At 57.9% G+C, this 18448-nt stretch carries 13 protein-coding genes; 11 read left to right on the top strand and 2 right to left on the bottom strand.

What is annotated here, in order from left to right; translation table 11 throughout:
- Positions 1-9 precede the first annotated feature (9 nt).
- From Q1A32_RS02245 to Q1A32_RS02220, 6 genes are all read left to right on the top strand, one after another.
- Entirely contained in the window at positions 10-1179 is a 1170-nt protein-coding gene (locus tag Q1A32_RS02245) for an SGNH/GDSL hydrolase family protein (RefSeq protein ID WP_299648902.1), read from the top strand.
- A gap of 320 nt (positions 1180-1499) precedes the next feature.
- On the top strand, positions 1500-2309 hold the full coding sequence (locus Q1A32_RS02240; RefSeq protein ID WP_299648899.1) for a class I SAM-dependent methyltransferase: 810 nt from the start codon (positions 1500-1502) through the stop codon (positions 2307-2309).
- Positions 2310-2402: 93 nt separating this feature from the next.
- Positions 2403-4004 (top strand): VPLPA-CTERM-specific exosortase XrtD, encoded by a 1602-nt coding sequence (gene xrtD / locus Q1A32_RS02235; RefSeq protein WP_299648896.1) that lies wholly within the window; start codon positions 2403-2405, stop codon positions 4002-4004.
- 180 nt (positions 4005-4184) lie between these two features.
- A complete protein-coding gene (locus Q1A32_RS02230) occupies positions 4185-4514 on the top strand; it encodes a hypothetical protein (protein WP_299648893.1) in 330 nt (109 codons plus the stop codon).
- Positions 4511-7192 (top strand): hypothetical protein, encoded by a 2682-nt coding sequence (locus tag Q1A32_RS02225; RefSeq protein WP_299648891.1) that lies wholly within the window; start codon positions 4511-4513, stop codon positions 7190-7192. The genes Q1A32_RS02230 and Q1A32_RS02225 overlap by 4 nt, the downstream gene beginning before the upstream one ends.
- Before the next feature lie 4 nt (positions 7193-7196).
- On the top strand, positions 7197-9212 hold the full coding sequence (locus Q1A32_RS02220; RefSeq protein WP_299648888.1) for a hypothetical protein: 2016 nt from the start codon (positions 7197-7199) through the stop codon (positions 9210-9212).
- Between the two features lie 3 nt (positions 9213-9215).
- On the opposite strand, the gene rffA is transcribed toward Q1A32_RS02220, so the two are convergent.
- The gene (gene rffA, locus Q1A32_RS02215) at positions 9216-10355 is read right to left on the bottom strand and encodes a dTDP-4-amino-4,6-dideoxygalactose transaminase (protein WP_299648885.1); all 1140 of its coding nucleotides are present in this window, start codon (positions 10353-10355) and stop codon (positions 9216-9218) included.
- A gap of 436 nt (positions 10356-10791) precedes the next feature.
- Here rffA and Q1A32_RS02210 point away from each other — a divergent pair, with 436 nt between their 5' ends.
- Genes Q1A32_RS02210 through Q1A32_RS02200 form a run of 3 tightly spaced genes read left to right on the top strand, consistent with a single transcriptional unit; the run spans position 10792 to position 15229 of the window.
- Entirely contained in the window at positions 10792-12807 is a 2016-nt protein-coding gene (locus tag Q1A32_RS02210) for an acyltransferase family protein (RefSeq protein ID WP_299648882.1), read from the top strand.
- 3 nt (positions 12808-12810) lie between these two features.
- Positions 12811-14424: a GMC oxidoreductase gene (locus tag Q1A32_RS02205; protein WP_299609901.1), complete on the top strand. Its 1614-nt coding sequence runs from the start codon at positions 12811-12813 to the stop codon at positions 14422-14424.
- Positions 14408-15229 carry an SDR family NAD(P)-dependent oxidoreductase gene (locus tag Q1A32_RS02200; RefSeq protein WP_299609903.1) on the top strand — a complete coding sequence of 274 codons (822 nt, stop codon included), beginning with the start codon at positions 14408-14410 and terminating at the stop codon, positions 15227-15229. Before Q1A32_RS02205 ends, Q1A32_RS02200 begins: the two co-directional genes overlap by 17 nt.
- A 2-nt stretch (positions 15230-15231) precedes the next feature.
- Here Q1A32_RS02200 and Q1A32_RS02195 read toward each other — a convergent pair whose 3' ends face one another.
- The gene (locus tag Q1A32_RS02195; RefSeq protein ID WP_299648879.1) at positions 15232-15909 is read right to left on the bottom strand and encodes a rhomboid family intramembrane serine protease; all 678 of its coding nucleotides are present in this window, start codon (positions 15907-15909) and stop codon (positions 15232-15234) included.
- A 285-nt stretch (positions 15910-16194) separates the two neighbouring features.
- On the opposite strand from Q1A32_RS02195, the gene Q1A32_RS02190 reads away from it, so the two are divergent.
- Positions 16195-17232, top strand: coding sequence for a glycosyltransferase 61 family protein (locus tag Q1A32_RS02190; protein WP_299648876.1), 1038 nt, complete (start codon positions 16195-16197; stop codon positions 17230-17232).
- On the top strand, positions 17229-18446 hold the full coding sequence (locus Q1A32_RS02185) for a glycosyltransferase (RefSeq protein ID WP_299648873.1): 1218 nt from the start codon (positions 17229-17231) through the stop codon (positions 18444-18446). The genes Q1A32_RS02190 and Q1A32_RS02185 overlap by 4 nt, the downstream gene beginning before the upstream one ends.
- Positions 18447-18448: the final 2 nt, after the last annotated feature.

The following is an 18448-nucleotide window of genomic DNA, read 5'->3' as shown; positions in this document are numbered from 1 at the left end:
GCAACGGATATGACACGCTCGGATGTGACACGACGCTTTTCCCTGCTTCGCCTCATCAAATGGGGCGGTCTGGTTGTTGTGGGCGGGATTTATGCCTGCCTCTTTGGTGAGGTGTTCCTGCGCCTATTGGACCCTCAGGTGCGCATGCCGCGCTATGTCACGGGGACGGAGTATGGCATCCGGGGCAATATCCCCAATTCAGTCTACCGTCAGTCTACCCCGGAAGTGCAGGTCGAGGTTCGCATCAACGGGCAGGGCATGCGAAACAATCAGGAATTTGCTCTGGAAAAGCCGCCCGGCACCTGCCGGATCGCGTTGCTTGGGGACAGCTATTTCATGGGCTACGAGGCTCATTACGAAGATACAATCGTGGGTCTTCTGGAAAGCCGGCTCGCAGCGATGGGCTACCGGGTCGAAGTGCCGAATTTCGCCGTCTCAGGCTTTAGTACCGAAGAAATGCTGCGGGAATTCGAAGAGCGCACGGTGACGTTCGATCCCGATGTCGTGATCGTACAATTCGGCCGCGGAGATTTCGCGGACAACATGCGCCCGGGCCTATACCGACTGGATGAAGACGGCGTGCCGCAGCCCACCGGTGGCAGTTACCTGCCCGGCGTAGATATCAGGGACACGTTGATGAAATCGGCTTTCTACCGAATGCTGATCAGTGACAGCCACTTTTACAGTGCGATCCGGGAATGGGCTGGCAAGACGGTACAGAACATGCTGACATCGGTGGGAAACATGCGCCGGCAGGTCGCAGCATTTCGCGGGAAGTCCGACGCAGCACAGTCAGCCTCTTCTACCGAACAAAAGGTGCAGACAGTGACCCCCTACATGCGTCAGACCCGCTACACGTCAGATTTGCTGATGCTGAGCCGGGTACGCGCAGAGGAAGAAGGCATGGAATGGTTCATGTTCGAAATCCCCGCCAAGTTTTATGGGCGAGCCTATGGTAGCTTCGCAAAGGACCTGGATTTGGATGCGGCCACATCCGCACGGGTAATCTCGCCCATGTCTCTTTTTGACGAATATCCTGAAGATGCCGATCCATGGCTCTACCGCGAACAGGGGCATTCCCATTTTACTGAAGCGGGCAACGGGCTTGCAACACAGGCATTGATCGATGGTATGTTCAGGACATCCCCGCAGGTCTTCGAAGGCTGCCGGTCTTCATAAGGTGTGCTACGGGCAGAACTGTTTTGTATGGGAAAATCGCCCTATAATAACCTTGCTTTTTGCACAGACACAGTGTTGATCATGCGGTATTAAGCAACGCCTCGTATCGAGGTGCATTTCGAAGTTAAAAGGCATACTCTGCCAAAGCATGACACACGCCTGTCTTGATTGGATGCAGTGCGGTGCCGCCACATGAACATTTGACCGGATGCCGGGAGACCTGAATTTTGGCGACGTATTTAAGATCAGCTTCGTTGAACGAGCTTTGGTCCCTTTATAAGAGCAACTTCCAGGATATTAGCGGAACAGTTGCTGATGCCGTGACCGCCGCGCGTGAAACCGAAGACCAGATTGCACAGATGCTGGGACGGCCAGTCGAAGACTGCGACGTGCTGGAGGTTGGTTCCGGGCAGCGGTCTGCGTTCAGATATCTCTTTGGTGCCCAGAACAAGTATATCGGCATTGATATCGAACCCGCCCCGTCTGGCAGTGTCGTGAAGGATTTTCGCGATGATATTCGGGACCGGGGTTTTTCGCGCGCCGCCAAGAATGCGATCAAGAACGCAACCGGCCTGTCCCGCAAGTATGACAAGACAATGCGGAACATGATCGGTGTCGCAGAAGTCGACACAGAATTCCGCGTCATGGACGCCGAAAACATGGAGTTTGCGGACAACAGTTTTGATGTCGTGGTCTCTCACAATGTGTTTGAGCACCTTCCGGACCCGGTTGCCGTGATGCGGGAAGTGGCGAGGGTCCTACGGCCAGGCGGTGTCGCGCATATCCAAACGCATCTTTATACAAGTGACAGTGGCGCTCACGACCCCCGTATCTATGCCGGGGACAGGGAGGGATATCCCTATTGGGCACATCTGCGCGCCGAGACCGAACATATGGTCAAGCCAAACTGCTACGTGAACAAAATCCGCCTGGACGATTACCTCGCAGGTTTTGAAGGCGCGTGGCCAGGTTCGGATAATGTGAACCTGCCAACCCCGGATGCGTTGAAGCAGGAACTGGCCAAGCTCCGGGCTGAAGGGCAGCTAGCCGAGTATCAAGACGCAGAATTGTTGACGAACATCTTGCGCACCACCTGGAAGAAACCCGAAAAGCCCGACGCCCTGCAATGATCGCGGACAAAATCGCAACATCGGAACAGCGAGGCAGCACGCTCGCGAACATGTGTTGGCCGTCTTGTCCCGTATATCGAATAACTACAACCCATGTCCGTCGTTGAGCATCAGAACCAGATCAGCACCCGGTTCCACGGCTTTGCCAGCTGGGGCATGTTCTGGCTTTTGGTCGCGACGCTGGGGGCGCTCGTATTCTTTTGGGATGGCACCCGGGCGCTGTTGGTGGCTTGGCAACTGCCGGAATACAGCCACGGGCCCCTGATCCCCGTTTTGTCAGGGCTGTTGTTCCTGCGACAGCTCAAGACCGTTCCGGAAAACCATGGGCCGGTACGCGCGCGATGGCCGGGTGTGATTGTGATCCTTGCCGCCATTGCTCTTGGCACACTGGGGCGGCTGGCCAATATCGATGATATCGTAGCCTATGCCTTGATCCTTTGGGTCGGGGGCATCCTGCTGGTGAGCTTTGGCTGGGCCACGGGCAAACACTTCTGGCCGCCTGTGCTGCATCTTGTCTATATGCTGCCCTTGCCGGGGGTTCTTTACTACAAGTTGACGACTTGGCTGCAGCTGATCTCGTCCGAGCTGGGGGTCTGGTTCCTGAAGCTGATGGCCATTCCGGTGTTCCTGGATGGCAACATCATTGATCTGGGCATCATGAAGCTGCACGTGGCCGAGGCTTGTTCGGGCTTGCGCTACCTCTTTCCGATCCTCAGCTTTTCCTACATCTTTGCCGTCCTCTACAAAGGACCGATGTGGCACAAGGCGGTTCTGCTGATCTCGGCCGCGCCGATAACGGTGCTGATGAATTCGGTTCGCATCGCGCTGGCGGGCATCATCGTGAACCTTTACGGGGTCGAGTGGCTCGAAGGCTTCACCCATTTCTTCGAAGGTTGGGTAATTTTCCTGTCTTGCATCCTGATCCTGTTCGGGCTGGCGCGGGTCATGTTGATGTTCAACCGCGAAAAGATGAGCCTGCCCCATGCGCTTGATCTGGACACGGACGGGCTTGGCACGCAAGCACTGCGGCTGCGGCTGGTGCGCCCGTCGGCGGCTCTCATTGGCTCGGCGCTGGCTGTACTGGCAACGGTTCTGGCCTTTCAAAGCCTGCCCGAGCGTGGACAACAGATCGCAGAGCGCGACAGCTTTGCTCTATTCCCGCAGCAGCTTGGGGCGTGGCGTCAGACCGGCCCGCAGAAGATACTTTCGCCTGATGTGGAGGACGCCTTGCACGCAGACGACTATCTGCAGATTGATCTGACCCGGCCCGGTTCAGAGGCCGGGGTCGGCCTGTTCATGGCTTGGTACGCTGACCAGTCCAAAGGGGGTGTCCATAGTCCTGAGATTTGCCTGCCGGGGGCCGGCTGGGAAATTGCCTGGTTGGAGCGCAGTGACATTACCGCGCAGGTCGGCAGTGACACCCCGTTCGAAATCAACAAAGCCATCATCCAGAAGGGTGAGAATAAGATGATGGTGTATTACTGGTTCGAACAGAAGGGGCGCCGCATCGCTTGGGATTTCGAAGCCAAATACTGGCTGATGGTGGATGGTATTCGTACCGGCCGTACTGATGGCGCGCTTGTTCGGCTAACGACACCGATGCATGCGGGAGAGCCCAACGAGGATGCCGAGGCCCGTTTGCAGGACGTCCTGAGCAATCTTCAAGGCCCCCTACCACGCTTTATGCCTGGATAGGAAAATCGGCCAAGTCTTTGGTCTTAAGACCAAAAAATGCCCAATAGTTGTGAGTGAACGGCAGGACCGTACGCTCGCAACGTACGCTCATCTAAAATCATCTTAACCAAATTTCGGTCTCTACTGGGGCGCCGATGATACGCATTTTCAGTGGGCAGCACCCCTGAAGTGGATCACGGCATGAACGATCCTTTTCGCCCGCTTGGCAGCGGCGCGCTCTTCGGAACCCAATGCGGAGTCCTCTACATGACCGATATTTTTTCGGCGCAGCAGACGTCGCTACAACGTCTTGCGACCGCTATCCCCCCTGTACCTCACGACGACGCGGAATATCTGGAAATTCCCAGCCGCGCCCTGAATGAAGCGTTTAGTTGGATTGTGTGCGCGATAACGTTCGCCGAAGATGCCGCATCCATGTTCAACGCTGCATGCTCGGTTGTTCCGATCCGCTTACGCCGTGCCTGGGCCACAGGAAAATCCACAACAAATATCATGGAGCTTTTCCAATGAGTTCAATGGCTATCGGTCTTGGCTTGAGCCAGGCACAATCTCCCGGAACCTTAAATGTTCAGGTTTTTGAAACGGTCGAACCCGACTATTTTCTGCCACTGACAGCTGGGGTTGGCATCACAATTGTCGGTATCCTCGGCCCGGTGACCCACAGCGGGATCTATCCGGTTCAAAGTGACGTGCTTTCCAATGCACTGTTGAATGTTCGTGCCCCGCAGATCGAACAGGCTGTGCCCGGCGCACCTTTGCGTCTTACCGCGCCCGGTCTTTGGGCGCATGACGATCAAAACAGCGGCCACACACGTAGCTATCGCTGGCAGCGCAACGGGATCGACATTCCCGGCGCCACTGCGCCCGAGTATTCGCCCACCGCGGCTGATGCGGATCAAGACTTGCAGTTGATCGAAACCGTGGCTGGCGCCAACGGCGCGCGCAGCGCTGCTTCAAATTCTATCGACGCTGTGCACGAACAGGGTCTCTTTGCCACAACACTGAAAGCTGGAGGTCTTCTGGACATTATCGGCAATGATGGCCGCAGTTTTGCACTGGATGACCCGGCAGACATCTACGACGGTACGTATAGCGTGGCGGACCTGAGTGCTGGTCCAGTTGCACTTGTGGATGCTGTGTTGAACGCGACTGCAGCACCGGATGTTGGTCAGACGCTGACAATTACGCCCGCGCTTTTTGCTTGTGATCCCGCGTTTGGGGAAATTGCCGTCAGCTATACTACCAACGGCGCAAGTTCTGTTGATGCAAGTGATCCAAATACGCCGACGCTGGTCGCGGATGCTGCTGATGCTGGTACGACGTTGGTTGTGACGGCCAATGCAACACAGGGCGGTGCATCCGTAGACAGCGTTTCGAACGGTGTGGAGATCCCCGCAGTGCCGGAGATTACCGGCAGACGTCCTTCCATCGACCAGAATCTCACGGAAGGTCAAACGCTGGACGAAGTAGTGACGTGGGGCAGCGACTACGCGTCAAACGTAGGCGCTATTCAGTCTGTACTGCGTCAGGTGCGCACTGATTTGGCGGATTGGTCCGCTTACGACGGTGCCGCGGTTCTTGAAGCTGGTCGCGACTATCGAGTCCGAGAGAAGATCACAGACGATCAAGGCAACTTTAAGCGCTTCTACAGCCGTTTCCGCACAGCCTCACCTCTGCCCGACACGTTCAATATCGTGCTTGGCAACGATGGGACATTGCAGATCGAAGACAATGACGGGCGCAGCTTCACGTTGGAAGAAGGCCGTTACGACGGCACCTATAGCGTGGCCGAAGGTACCCTTGCATCCGGTGCGGTGTCATTGGTCGCGCCCGTCCTGATTGCGGACGGTAACCCAGTGGTCGGAGAAATCCTGGCCATTGCTCCGGCCCTTTTTGCCTATGATCCGGCTCTTGGGTCGCTGTCGGTGAACTATGCCACAAACGGTGCAAGCACCGTGAATGCCAGTGATCCAGCTGCACCCGTCCTGATGATTGACCCTGCCGATGCTGAAACGACGCTGTCCGTGACTGCAACAGCCACGCAAGGGGCGAACGACACGAGCACCTCGTCGAACGGCGTGGCCATCGCCGCTCTGTCGGGCGCGTTCAACATCGTGTTGGGCAGCGACGGGACATTGCAAATCGAAGGCAATGACGGGCGGAGCTTTCCTGTCGATGATTCACTGGACCGCTATGATGGCATGTACAACGTGAATGCAGGTAGCCTTGAAGCCGGGGCGGTACCTCTGGTCGCACCCATCCTGACTAGCGACGGCACCCCGACGGCCGGAGAGACGCTGAGCATTGTTCCAGCCCTTTTCGCCTATGATCCGGATTTTGGGGATCTGTCCGTAAGCTATTCAACCAATGGCGCCAATGCGGTCGATACAAGGGACCCGGACAATCCGACACTGCTGATTAGTGCGGCTGACGCCGAGTCTACACTCAGGGTAACGGCGCAAGCGACGCAAGGGGCAAACACAATCGATGCGGCATCAAATGGCGTCGAGATTGCAGAAGCGCCTTCGGCACCTTCAGCGACGACGCCCACATTCTTCCAACCTGCGCCAATCGCCAACTATGACAACTCGTCGACGGCATCAGAAACCATGGACCTGTCTGCGGGCACCGCAGGAGACACGGTTCTGATCCACTATGGCTCAGACAGTGCCTCGGCCCCAGTCTCGTTGACCATAGACGGGCAGGCGATGACGCTGATTGCCAGCGCTGCGGCCGGATCGGACGGCAACAAGACAAGCGGGTATCTTTACGAACTGGTTCTGACCAACGCCGGGTCGGCAAGCGCTTCTGTTGATGTCAATCTGGGAGGTTCAAGCTCGAACGGACATATCTTCGTGGGTGCAATTGTATCGGGTGGTGCACGAGTGGCCGCCGACGGAGACCAAACCGCGGATGCGAGCCTTTTGTCTACGTCTGTGGCGCCAACCGTCTCCGAAAACCTCGTTCTGTCATTCGTCTCAGGCTATTCGGACAGAATGAACGGCAACGAGACCTGGAGCGGCACGACCTCCCAGGGCTCACGGCTCACCGCGTTTTTCGGCAGCACTTTTGCCACGGCGGAAGATGTGCCCGCGAGCACCTTCACCAGCACCTTGCAAATTGATGGCGGCACACAATCGTGGCAGCATGGCGCGTCCATGACCACCGTCGTCTACAACGGAGTATAAGATCATGCCCAATATTGCATTTTCCGGGTTTTCGGCAGGAACGGCTGTCACAATCGGCGGCGTCACAGTCAACACATGGGGGCAAGTTGAAGGCGGTGGAACTGTCTGGGATCAGCCCGCTGCGCCAGGCACAAACGTCGCGATCAACGTGCAGCGCTCCGAACATCAAATTGCCCCTGAGGGAATGATGTTTGACGTCGATTTGTCAGGCTTTGACACCAATACGCTTCCGGTGGGTCAGTACGACCCCAGCTATCATGACAAGGTCATCTTCTGGGACTTTGGGGAAGACTACACATTCGAAGCTCCGACCCAGGTTATCTCCATGGATGATACGGACGGGGGCAATCGCTGTTCAAGCCGTTACATGCGTGGTCCACTGGGCGCGCACACCTATCGGTCAGCGAATAGCTATACCGTACGCGTGGCGGTGCTTGAGCCATCTTCGGGCAAATGGGGGCAGGGGGTCACCACTGTCACCGTGGGCAATCCCGACACGTTCTACACCGGAACGGCCACGCTTTTTGTCGATCCCTCGGGCTCCTTTGCCAATGCCCCGAGCGGCGCGTTGCGGTTCAACAGCATTGGGGCGGCTTGGAACGTCATGGCAACAGCCAGACGCGCCAGCCGGATCATGCTGGAACGCGGCCAGAGCTATACCCTCTCGCCCTCTGATGTTGCGCTTTATCAACCATCCGGTGCTTCGAGCGTCAGTCTTCGTATGGAAGCCCGCCCCAGCACCGGAACAAGCGATGCAGCCAAACCGATTGTGCAAGCCACGGGTTATGCTAGCCAGGAATCAAACGTCTTTTACGACAATTCCCTCGCCAACTCCGGGTCCGCTATGAGCGGTACGGTGTTCTCCGGCATTGATTTCCGCGGTCAGTGGAACGCGATCAACGAATCCGGTGTGCGACTGACCTTCTATCAGGTTGCCGCTGGCGGCAACGGCCCGACCAGCGTGACCTTTGATGCGTGCGATTTCACAGGTTGGGGCATCACACTTTATGGCAGTGACTGGCCTTCGGGGCGTGGCATCACAAACCGGGTCGCGACCTACAATGACTGCGTAATCACTGAATGGGGTGGGTACGGCATTCTGGAAGCCTCTCAGTCGAGCCACGCCATCACCGGCTGCCGGATCGCCCAGAATCCAAATGCGCAAGCAGGCGGAGATCGGACCAACGAACCAAACGCACCCATCCGGATCACTGACCCCTGGCGATCTGTCATCAGTGCTTGTGATCTGTTTTCACTCAACGGATGGGCGCGTTGGGGCGCTATTTCGGCCACACAACCCTGTGTGCGATGGAACACTTCGGCCCCGCATGCGGGAGCCCGTCTGAACGTTCAATCCTGCGCCATGGAAGCTGCCTGGACACCGATGTCTGTCAACAGCCAGAATCCGAGCACGGCGCGTGGCCTTGTCAACGCGCTGGTCGAGGGTTGTGTCTTGATAGCGGGCTTCCAGTCCCGGGCGATTTTCGAGGTCAGCCATGGCGGCACGACGATCCGCAACAACGTTGGCATCTTTGCACCGGTGTCGCATGACAGCGGTTCGATCGGTGGTTTCAACGCTGGGATTCAGGGTGGTTTCTTGTGGATGGAAGGCGGCGGGCAAGGCAACCCTGCCAACGAGGCGACGCCGGTTCTGTTCTACAACAACACGCTGGTGAACCTCACGAATGTGTCAGCGGCCGAAGTGCGGGATTCAATTGGGTTCAGCAGTGTAGTCGCGCGCAACAACCTGATCCATGCGCCTGCGCTCGGGGCGCAAGGTCGACGGTATGAACCCATGACGGCCATATCTGCCTTCGAGCCCCGGTATCGGGGATATCGTAACTCGTCTACGCCGTTGGCGAGTCAGTTTGCGCACCCCACCGATATGGCGACCCTTTGGATGCCAGCACTGAATTCGCCCGCCTTGGGCGAAGCTTTGGCAGAGCCTAATGCTCATACCGATTTCAAGGGTGATCTGAGGCCAGAACCTGCCTCACTCGGCGCAACCGAGGTGGGGTAACACCTAGAGCGTCTGCAGAATTTCGCTGGCCGCACCAATCACCGTTTCGATGTCGGGGCCCAGATCAAAGTACATCGGCAGACGCACCAGTGTATCTGCCACATGATCTGTGCACGGTAACGGCCCGGTGGTGCGGCCAAATTTCAGCCCTGCAGGCGCACTATGCAGCGGGACATAATGAAAAGGCGTATTTATGTCCCGCTCACCCATCTCTTTGATGAAACGGGTGCGCGCCTTTAGATCGGGCAACTGCAGATAGAACATGTGCCCGTTGCCCACACAGTGGGGGGGCGTTTTGGTACGCGTGATCTTTCCCAGCTCCTCAAATGGAGCAAAGGCTTCCATATACGTATCAAAGATCGCCTGCCGCCGTGCCAGGATCGTGCTGTGCGCCTCTAACTGCGCAAATAAGTACGCGGCGATCAGTTCGCCAGGGAGATAGGACGACCCCACATCAACCCAAGTGTATTTGTCGACCTGCCCACGAAAGAACTGCGACCGGTTGGTGCCTTTTTCGCGAATGATCTCGGCGCGCTCAAAGAGGTCTTCCCGGTTCAGCGTTAGCGCGCCGCCTTCACCACTGATGATATTCTTGGTCTCGTGGAAACTCAGGGTCGCCATATCCCCAAGACTGCCTGCGAGGCGCCCTTTGTACGTCGCGCCTAGTGCTTGAGCCGCATCTTCGACCAACATCAGATCATGCGCCTTGGCGATTTCAGCGAGCGCGTCCATGTCCGCCGGAAAGCCGGCATAGTGCACGGCAAAAATCGCTCGCGTCTGGGGCGTGACGTGTTTGGCCACCTCTGCTGGATCCATATTGAGCGTGAGGGGGTCGATATCGACGAAAACCGGCGTTGCCCCGCGCAGAACAACGGCATTTGCGGTCGAGACAAAGGTGAAGGACGGCATGATGACCTCGTCCCCTGACCCCAGATCACACAAGACAGCCGCCATCTCGAGTGCTGCCGTGCAGGAATGGGTGATCAGGGATTTTCGCGCAGCCGTAAGCGTACAGATCACATCCTGGCACTTGCCAGTATAGGTCCCATCACCGGCCAGTTGCCCGAGCCGCACCGCGTCCCGAATATATTTGATCTCATTCCCGATCAGGCTGGGGCGATTAAATGGGATATGGCGCACCATTGATGCCTCCGATAGTTAAAGCAGTTTGCGGAAACTGAGACCCGCGCACCGGCGAGTTAAGACGCCTGATCATATCCTTTTGATACCCTTCAACGGGTTGAAAAAAATACATAAATTTAGGTGGCGCACATCGCCACAATAAAACTGTTGCCCAATTGGTTCAGGCTCAATTGCTTTGACTACATTGCAAATCGCCAAGTATTCTAGTGACGAAGAAACTGACACAGGCCCCATTGGCAATCAACTGCTGAACGCGTGTGCGCATCGGGGTCCGCGCCGGCACATGCGACCTGAAAACCGCGGTTGTGGAGAACTCTTCCGGCCCACGCCGTCGGATGCTTGTCTTGGTCTGCAAACCTGTTAGATCATCCGCATGTTTTTAGAATTTTCCTTACAAACACATGATAAACCGCCCTTCTGACGTGGACTTCGGCACGTGAACCAAACCCCGCATGCACGCTATCGCCCAGAGATCGACGGATTGCGCGCCGTGGCTGTGTTGCCCGTGGTTTTGTACCATTTCGGCGTGGCAGGTCTGGACGGTGGTTTTGTTGGCGTCGACATCTTCTTTGTGATCTCGGGATTTCTCATCGGTGGCATCCTTTGGGCGGAACTGGAGAGCACTGGGAAAATCCGACTGGGCGCATTCTTTACCCGGCGGATCCGTCGATTGGCTCCGGCTTATCTTGTAATGGCATTGGCCACGCTGATCGGAGCTTGGTTCATACTTCTGCCCTTCGATTTCCGAGAGTTTGGGCAGGAACTTGTTGCCGCGACCGTCTATCTGGCGAATGTGCATTACTTCAACGGCGCCGGCTATTTCGATCAGGCCAGCGAATTGAAACTTTTGCTGCACACCTGGTCGCTGGCTGTGGAGGAGCAGTTTTATATCGTTCTGCCCCTGCTGCTCATTGGCTTGGCGCACTGGCGTGTGCATTTGCTCGCCCTGTTGATGGGCTTGGGTGTGCTGTCTCTGCTGGCCTGCTTGTGGATGATGAGCATCTCGCCGCCGGGTGCGTTCTACCTGTTCCCTTTCCGCGCTTGGGAACTTCTGGCCGGAGTATGTCTGGCCATCGTCGGGTATCGCCGGGGCCTAAGCTGGCGCGTGCATGCCGTGCTTAGCTGGGTCGGGATTGCCTTGATTGCTTCCGCCATCTTCTTGTTTGAGGCGGGTGATCACTTTCCCGGTCTCTACGCGTTTGTCCCGGTTCTGGGCGCGGTTTTGATCATCCTCAACGGTCAGGATGACAACCTGGTCAACCGTATCCTGTGCAGCCGCGCGGCGCTGTTCTTTGGGCTCATCTCCTATTCGCTGTACCTGTGGCACTGGCCGATGGTGACGCTTCTGCACAACTTTCAGGGGGCTGTTCCGACTCTGTGGCAAATCCCGATATTGTTTGCCACCGCCATCGCTGTGTCTTGGCTGTCTTGGAGATATGTGGAAACGCCTTTCCGCCGGGGCGCTCTACCGGGGTGGCGCCTGGTGGCGAGCTATGGCGCGGCTGCGACCGCCCTGGTTTGTACCGCGCTATCTTTTGCCTTTTCCGAAGGGTTGCCAGGCCGCTTTCCGACCGAGGCACGCCCTTTCATTTCCGCCACCCGTGGCTTCATTCAGGACTGGTCCCGCTGCACCCGCCCCGAGGACGGGGCTTGGGCCGGTATCGAGATTTGCCCGATTGGCCCTGACGGCCCGCCGGAGTTTCTGGTCTGGGGCGACAGCCATGCTCGCGCCTTCAAGGAGGGGCTTGAGCTGGCCGCCTCCGAAGCCAACGAACCCGGGCTGCTCATCTGGCATGCAGGCTGCCCGCCTCTGATGGGCGTGGTGAAAGACGAGTTGGTATCGACCCCAGCGCAAGAGGCATTTTGCGCGCAGTCCATACAGATCGTGGCCGAAGGACTGGCGGCCACACCGTCGATCCAGCGACTTTTGATGATTGGACGCTGGAGCTACTACGCCGAAGGCACCGGCATCGGGGCAGATAGCCACAATTGGATCACCCTGTCCGCGCATCCCGGCGGCCCCTTGGATACAACCCAGACCCAGCAGGACCTGTTCACCGAAGCGCTGGCACTGACTACGGAAACATTGGCCCCGCAGGTTGACCAGCTGTTCGTGCTTCAGCAGGTGCCGGAAATCTTCGATTATTCCACGCGCGATGCAGCGCGTGCGCTGGCTTTCGGCAGAACCGATACCGCCACGCTTGCTGCATCATCCGGGCAAACGTCTCGCGCCGCGTTGCAAGACCGGTTTGCAAGTGTCGACGCGGCCCTGGAGCGGGTTGCCCAAACGCCCGGTGTCACCGTGCTGGAACTTTGGTCACGACTTTGTTCCGACGCCCGGTGCGAAGCAATTTTCGACGGCACTCCCTATTATTATGACAACAACCACGTCACCAATACCGGGGCGCTGATCCTGCGGGATGTGTTCAGACCGGTTCTTGGAAGAGAATAAGCCATGCAGACAGTTTGCCTTTCTGACGCCCGGTCCCAATCCTGGGATGTCATCATCATCGGGGCCGGATTGGGTGGCGGATTGCTTGGCCGGCGTTTGACGGATCACGGGTTACGGGTGCTTTTTGTTGAAAAAGGGCCTGCGGGCTACGCCATGGATAGCCAGACCGGACAAAATAGCCCCGTGACCTCAAAAGCGCGGCAGCTCCGAGGCATGTGGCCAAAGCAATCGGAATCCCGTCTGGGCGGCATAGCCACCCGGTTTTTCGGTCCATACGGCAGTGGCGTCGGAGGCTCGTCGACTTTTTATGCCGCGGCTCTGGAACGGCCCGAGCGTCATGACATGGATGACAGTTCCGAGCTGCCGCACCCAACCGGAGGATGGCCTGTCTGCTTTGACGCATTCCAACCCTATTTTGATGAAGCCAGCGCGCTTTTGCATTTGTGCGGAACACCAGATCCCCTGTCGCGCGAACCTGTTCCGAAAGGGTTGAAGCCCCCTATCGCGGCGTCGGACGCAGACCTCGCGCTTATGCGCGAGATGGAAGAGAGCGGCCTGCATCCCTACCGGTTACACGTGGCAGTCAAGTACCCGGAGACTTGCCGGCAATGCTTTGGAAAGAAGTGCCCGTGGAGTTGCAAGATGGACGGCCGTTCCGCTGGCGTTGTGCCAGCCCTGGACACCGGGCATGCGGCGCTTCTCGACAATTGCGATGTGCGCGAGATCTTGCAGGATGGGGCACAGGTGACCGGCCTGCGGGTCAACTGCAACGGAGAGGAAGCAACACTGCAAGGCACGCGCTATGCCCTCTGTGCCGGATCTCTGGGGTCGGCCCGGCTCATGCTCGCGTCCCAAAGTCACTCCGCTGGAGGCTGCGCCAACTCAAGCGATTGGGTTGGGCGGGGCTTGATGTTCCATGTCGACGAGGTGTTTGTTCTGTGGCCCAAGACCCGGTCCGCGAAAACAGGTCCCTTTGGCAAGGCCATCTCTCTGCGTGATCTCTACACCGCCCCGGGCAAGCGGTTCGGGTTGGTCCAGTCGATCGGGCTGGATGTGAGCTATGGCAACATTGTCTTTTACATGGGACGGATATTCGATCAGTCGATCCTGCGCCGGTTTCGCCGCTTGCGGGGGCTGATCCGGGTGCCAGCTTTCATCGCCAGCCGCGTCTTCGGCAAAGCAGCAGTCTTTGTCGGCATGATGGAGGATTTCCCCTATCCGGAGAACAGAGTTGTCCTGAATTCTGAAGACCCGGAAGTCCTGACGTTCGAATACAGTTACCACCCGGAGCTTCTCAAACGCCGCAAAGCATTTCGCCGTGCCCTTCGGAAAGCGTTTCGAAAACACGTGTCTTTTCTTGTATCACTCCAGCCAGTGCTCAATTTCGGTCACCCCTTGGGCACTTTGCGCTTCGGTTCAGACCCGGCCACGTCCGTGCTGCGACCGGACTGCCGCACCCATGATCTCAACAATCTCTACGTGGCTGACGGATCGTTCATGCCGAGCTCAATGGGGGTCAACCCGAGCCTGACGATCGCCGCCAATGCCCTGCGGGTTGGGGATCTCATTGCGAAAGCTGTCAATCAGAAGGACGCACCGGATGTCGCAGCAGAATAGTGCCATGACCTCGCCCGCGATGCCGCCCGAGGCGTTGCCTGCTCCCGAGGTCGCAGTTGTCACGGGCGCTGGGCGCGGCCTTGGGCGACACTTGGCTTTGGAACTGGCCGCACAGGGACTGAGCGTTGCGGCCTTGGGTCGAAAGATGGTCGACCTGGAGACTTTGGCGACCGAAACGGCCAGTAACGGCGGCACTGTTTTGCCAGTGCTTGCGGACGTAAGTGATATGGCTGCTTTGCGCGCGGCATTCGATCGGATCGATGCCGAGCTGGGACCGGTGGACATCCTGTTCAATAACGCTGCCGTCTATCCACATCGCGATTTTCTGGACGAGACCCCGGAAAGCTTTCAGCACGTCATGGACATCAATTTGGGTGGTACACTGACCTGCGCCATGTTGGCGCTTGAACGCATGGTCCCGCGCGGGCGGGGCCGGATCATCAACGTGGCCACGTTCGCAGGCAATGATCCCACCTATCTGGCCTCTGCCTATTCGGTCTCGAAGGGGGCTTGCCGCATTCTGACCAAATCCATGGTGCGGGATTTGGGCGACAGGTTCCATGACATCCTGATCAATGACTGGGTGCCCGGCGCATTGCAAACCGAGATGGGGCTGCCCGATGGCACTGACCCCGCAGTGGCCGCGAAATGGGGCGTGGCGCTGGCCTTATGGCATGATCAGGATCTGAACGGAGTGACCTTTGATCGAGATTGCGAACAGCTGCCTGTTCTGTCTCTCAAGCGGCGCCTGTTCAACAAGCTGACCGGACGTACGAAAGCACCCCGCCGCATCCCGAGCCTTTAGCGTCAGCCGTTGTCGTCCAAGTCCGGCACCAGTGGATGCGGGTTGATCAGAAGGGCCAAAATCCAGCCGGCGACAAAGCCTCCCAGATGGGCCTGCCATGCCAGATGCCCGTCCAGCGCCCACCACATCACCACATTCAGCAGAATCAGAATCCCCACGGTACGGGCCACGGGGCGAAGCGCATCTTTGCGCGTGGATCGGTCCACATAGTCCCAAGCCAACAACCCTCCGGCAAGGCCGAACAATGCGCCCGAGGCCCCGACCATCGGCGCAGGTGTCGTGGTCAGTACTGCATAGGCCGCGCCCCCTCCGATCATCGCGCCGAAATACAGCACCGCAAATCCGCTCGGTCGCACTCGATCCAGAACGCCTAGGCTGAGCGACCAAAGTGTGATCATGTTCACCGCAAGATGCATGATGCCACCGTGCAGGAACCCATAGCTTAGAAACATTATATATGGCTGCAGCTCGTAGTTAGGCTGCCAGCGCCACAGCAGACCTGCCCAGAATGCCCCGTTTTCAAAGGTCGTGGCACGCAGCCGCGGCGCAAGATCGGCACGGGCGGCAACCTGCAAACAGATCTCTACCCCGCAACACAACACGATGATCAAGATGGGCAGCCACAGACCTGATCTGTCCGCAACTGCCTGACCATACGACGTGTCATTTGTACCTGTCATGCACCCAAGAACCCCGTTTTCGGGCTATTGGCAAGCCATGGGACGGACAGACACTTGCGCAGAATTCCACCGTGCCACACAACTCCGTGGGTAGGGGAAACCTGTATTTACAATTTTGGTATCGAGCCCCTATGCTGCTTAATTGCGTTTGTTGGGCACCTTGTTAGAAGGCCAACGCAAGAATGCGCATTACTGACCGAATATAGACGATAAAACACTACTTTGACGCGAAATTAGGTTTGCCTTTTTAATGGAATATCCGAAATGGCCGTAAACACGGCACTCATGAAATGGGGAATAAAGCGGCTTGTTTCCGGACGCCGTGCCGATATTTTTGACTTGGCCACACGTCGCTGGGAAATTAGCCCTGCCGAAACCATCAACAGCCCGCCTGCGGTTTACCTAGAAGACGCGCTGGACCACGTCGTATCCTTGTCGCCATGGCGCGATTGGGACAGTGAACGGCCATTTCTCGAAGGTGGGCCAACGGTTCACGCGGCTTCCGAAGCCTTTTTGATCGAAAACGCCGAAATCTCCGGCGCATTTCTGTATTGCGGTTCTGCAAAAGAGCATCCCGGATATGGTCCTCAGCATCTGACCGGGGGCGGCGCTGGTCCGTCCGTATCCTTGGACGAAGCGCATTTGGTTTCCAATTGGGCGTCCAGCAATTTCTTCGGGCTATTCATGCGTGCGTCCTTGCCGCTTGAGATGTTGCCTGCCAAAGACCATCAGGTCATCCAGATGCGCACCAAGACTTATGGCCACGAAGAAGGGTATCGCGATTTGCTGTCCATGCCCCGCCCCCAGGAGATCACCCGTGGGCGGATCAAGCGGCTGACGATCTACAAGGATTTTGCGCACAACGCGTCCAAAGTCGAACGCTATGCCGAGCTGCGTCGCCGCCTGCGCGCCAACCTGCCCGACGCAGGAGCCGCACCTCCACCGGGTGTTTATCTGAAGCGTGGTGCGACAGGCGAACAGCGCGTTGTGACCAACGAGGCCGAGGTCGAGGCCGCTTTGGCGGCACTTGGCTTTGACGTGGTCGAACCGGCGGGGCTGAGCCCCGAGGAGATCTCGCGTCGCTGCCTGAACACGCCGATTGTTGTCAGCGTTGAAGGCAGTCAGTTGGGCCACGCAATTTATTCCATTGCCGACAACGGCGCCTTTTTGGTGCTGCAACCGCCGGATCGCTTTGCCATGGCGTTTAAGGAATTTACGGATCGGCGTAATATCACATTTGCATTCACTGTGGGCCGTCCGGCGCAAGGCGGGTTCCGAATTGATGTTGACGACCTGCTGCGCACATTGGATCTGATCTCATGACCTCAGCGCCCTGCACAGAGCTGATCGCCCTGCCCAGTCTTCGGGCGCATCGCGGCCCAAGCGGTGGGTTGATCCTGACGCAGAAATATCTTGATGGGGTCGATATCTATGCCGACTATTGGCCCGGCCCGGTCACAACGCTGGTCAATCTTGAAACCGAGGCCAATTCAAACATGGATCTGGTGGAGTCCGATCCTGACAGCTTGCGCACAGGGCTTGAAGTCCGTCCGACGGACCCCGAGGCCTTGGCCGAGCGGCTGTCACGGGGCGCGGTTGCTCTCGCCCATCTCGCACCGGACGAAGCCGAGACCGCCGCTCTTTGCCACAAGATCGGACTGCCGATCGTCATGGTCAGCGAATATGCGCCAAAGACCGAACGACAGATCGTCGATGCAGGGACCCGGAACCCGCTGTTGCGGCTGCGCCGCAAGCTCTGGATTTCTGGGGCCGAACGCACGCGCCAGACGATCCTGAAAAGCCATGCCGCCGGGTTGCAATGCAGTGGGACACCTACATTCGATCTCTATGGTCCTATGGCGCCCAATCCTTTTTTGTTCTTCGACAATCGTGTGCACGCAGACGATATTCTGGACGACGCGGCACTTGAGGCCAAATGCGCGAGCTTGGCGCAAGATCGCCCGCTGCGTCTGGTTTTCGGCGGACGGTTGATTGCCATGAAGGGTGTGCTGGACTTGCCGCCGATCGCACAAGCCTTGGATCGGCTGGGCGTGCCCTACAGTATGGAAATCTATGGCAGCGGCGATTTGGAAGACACGTTGCGCAGTCAAATCGCCACCGGCGGGCTGACAGACCGGGTCACGCTGCATCCCCCTGTGGACTTCAACACCGGCTGGATCCCCTACTTGAAAGAGCAAGCGGACATTTTCATCTGCTGCCATCCGCAGGGTGATCCGTCCAGCACCTATCCCGAAGTCATGTCCTGCGGCGTGCCCATTGTCGGCTATGACAACGAAGCCTTTGCCGGGATCGTGCGGGAGTCGGGCACCGGTTGGGCTGTGCCGATCCATGACACGGATGCGCTGGCTGCGCGCATTGCAACGCTACACGCGGATCGTTCGGCCCTGCAGGCCGCCGCTTGGCAGGGGCGCGATTTTGCCCGGACACATTGCTTTGAAGCGACGTTTGCCCGCCGTGTCGATCATCTGATCTCGGTCAGCCGGTTGCCTGCGGACCTCAAGAACGGGCGGAACTGAAC

Source organism: uncultured Tateyamaria sp. (assembly GCF_947503415.1).
Classification (GTDB): Bacteria; Pseudomonadota; Alphaproteobacteria; order Rhodobacterales; family Rhodobacteraceae; genus Tateyamaria.
This window is presented reverse-complemented; position numbering and strand designations above follow the sequence as displayed.

What these genes read in the sequence shown, in the direction of transcription:
- Q1A32_RS02245 (WP_299648902.1), top strand. Translation starts at nt 10, where the DNA reads ATGACACGCTCGGATGTGACACGACGCTTTTCCCTGCTTCGCCTCATC.
- xrtD (WP_299648896.1), top strand. Translation starts at nt 2,403, where the DNA reads ATGTCCGTCGTTGAGCATCAGAACCAGATCAGCACCCGGTTCCACGGC.
- Q1A32_RS02230 (WP_299648893.1), top strand. Translation starts at nt 4,185, where the DNA reads ATGAACGATCCTTTTCGCCCGCTTGGCAGCGGCGCGCTCTTCGGAACC.
- Q1A32_RS02225 (WP_299648891.1), top strand. Translation starts at nt 4,511, where the DNA reads ATGAGTTCAATGGCTATCGGTCTTGGCTTGAGCCAGGCACAATCTCCC.
- Q1A32_RS02220 (WP_299648888.1), top strand. Translation starts at nt 7,197, where the DNA reads ATGCCCAATATTGCATTTTCCGGGTTTTCGGCAGGAACGGCTGTCACA.
- rffA (WP_299648885.1), bottom strand. Translation starts at nt 10,355, where the DNA reads ATGGTGCGCCATATCCCATTTAATCGCCCCAGCCTGATCGGGAATGAG.
- Q1A32_RS02205 (WP_299609901.1), top strand. Translation starts at nt 12,811, where the DNA reads ATGCAGACAGTTTGCCTTTCTGACGCCCGGTCCCAATCCTGGGATGTC.
- Q1A32_RS02200 (WP_299609903.1), top strand. Translation starts at nt 14,408, where the DNA reads ATGTCGCAGCAGAATAGTGCCATGACCTCGCCCGCGATGCCGCCCGAG.
- Q1A32_RS02195 (WP_299648879.1), bottom strand. Translation starts at nt 15,909, where the DNA reads ATGACAGGTACAAATGACACGTCGTATGGTCAGGCAGTTGCGGACAGA.
- Q1A32_RS02190 (WP_299648876.1), top strand. Translation starts at nt 16,195, where the DNA reads ATGAAATGGGGAATAAAGCGGCTTGTTTCCGGACGCCGTGCCGATATT.
- Q1A32_RS02185 (WP_299648873.1), top strand. Translation starts at nt 17,229, where the DNA reads ATGACCTCAGCGCCCTGCACAGAGCTGATCGCCCTGCCCAGTCTTCGG.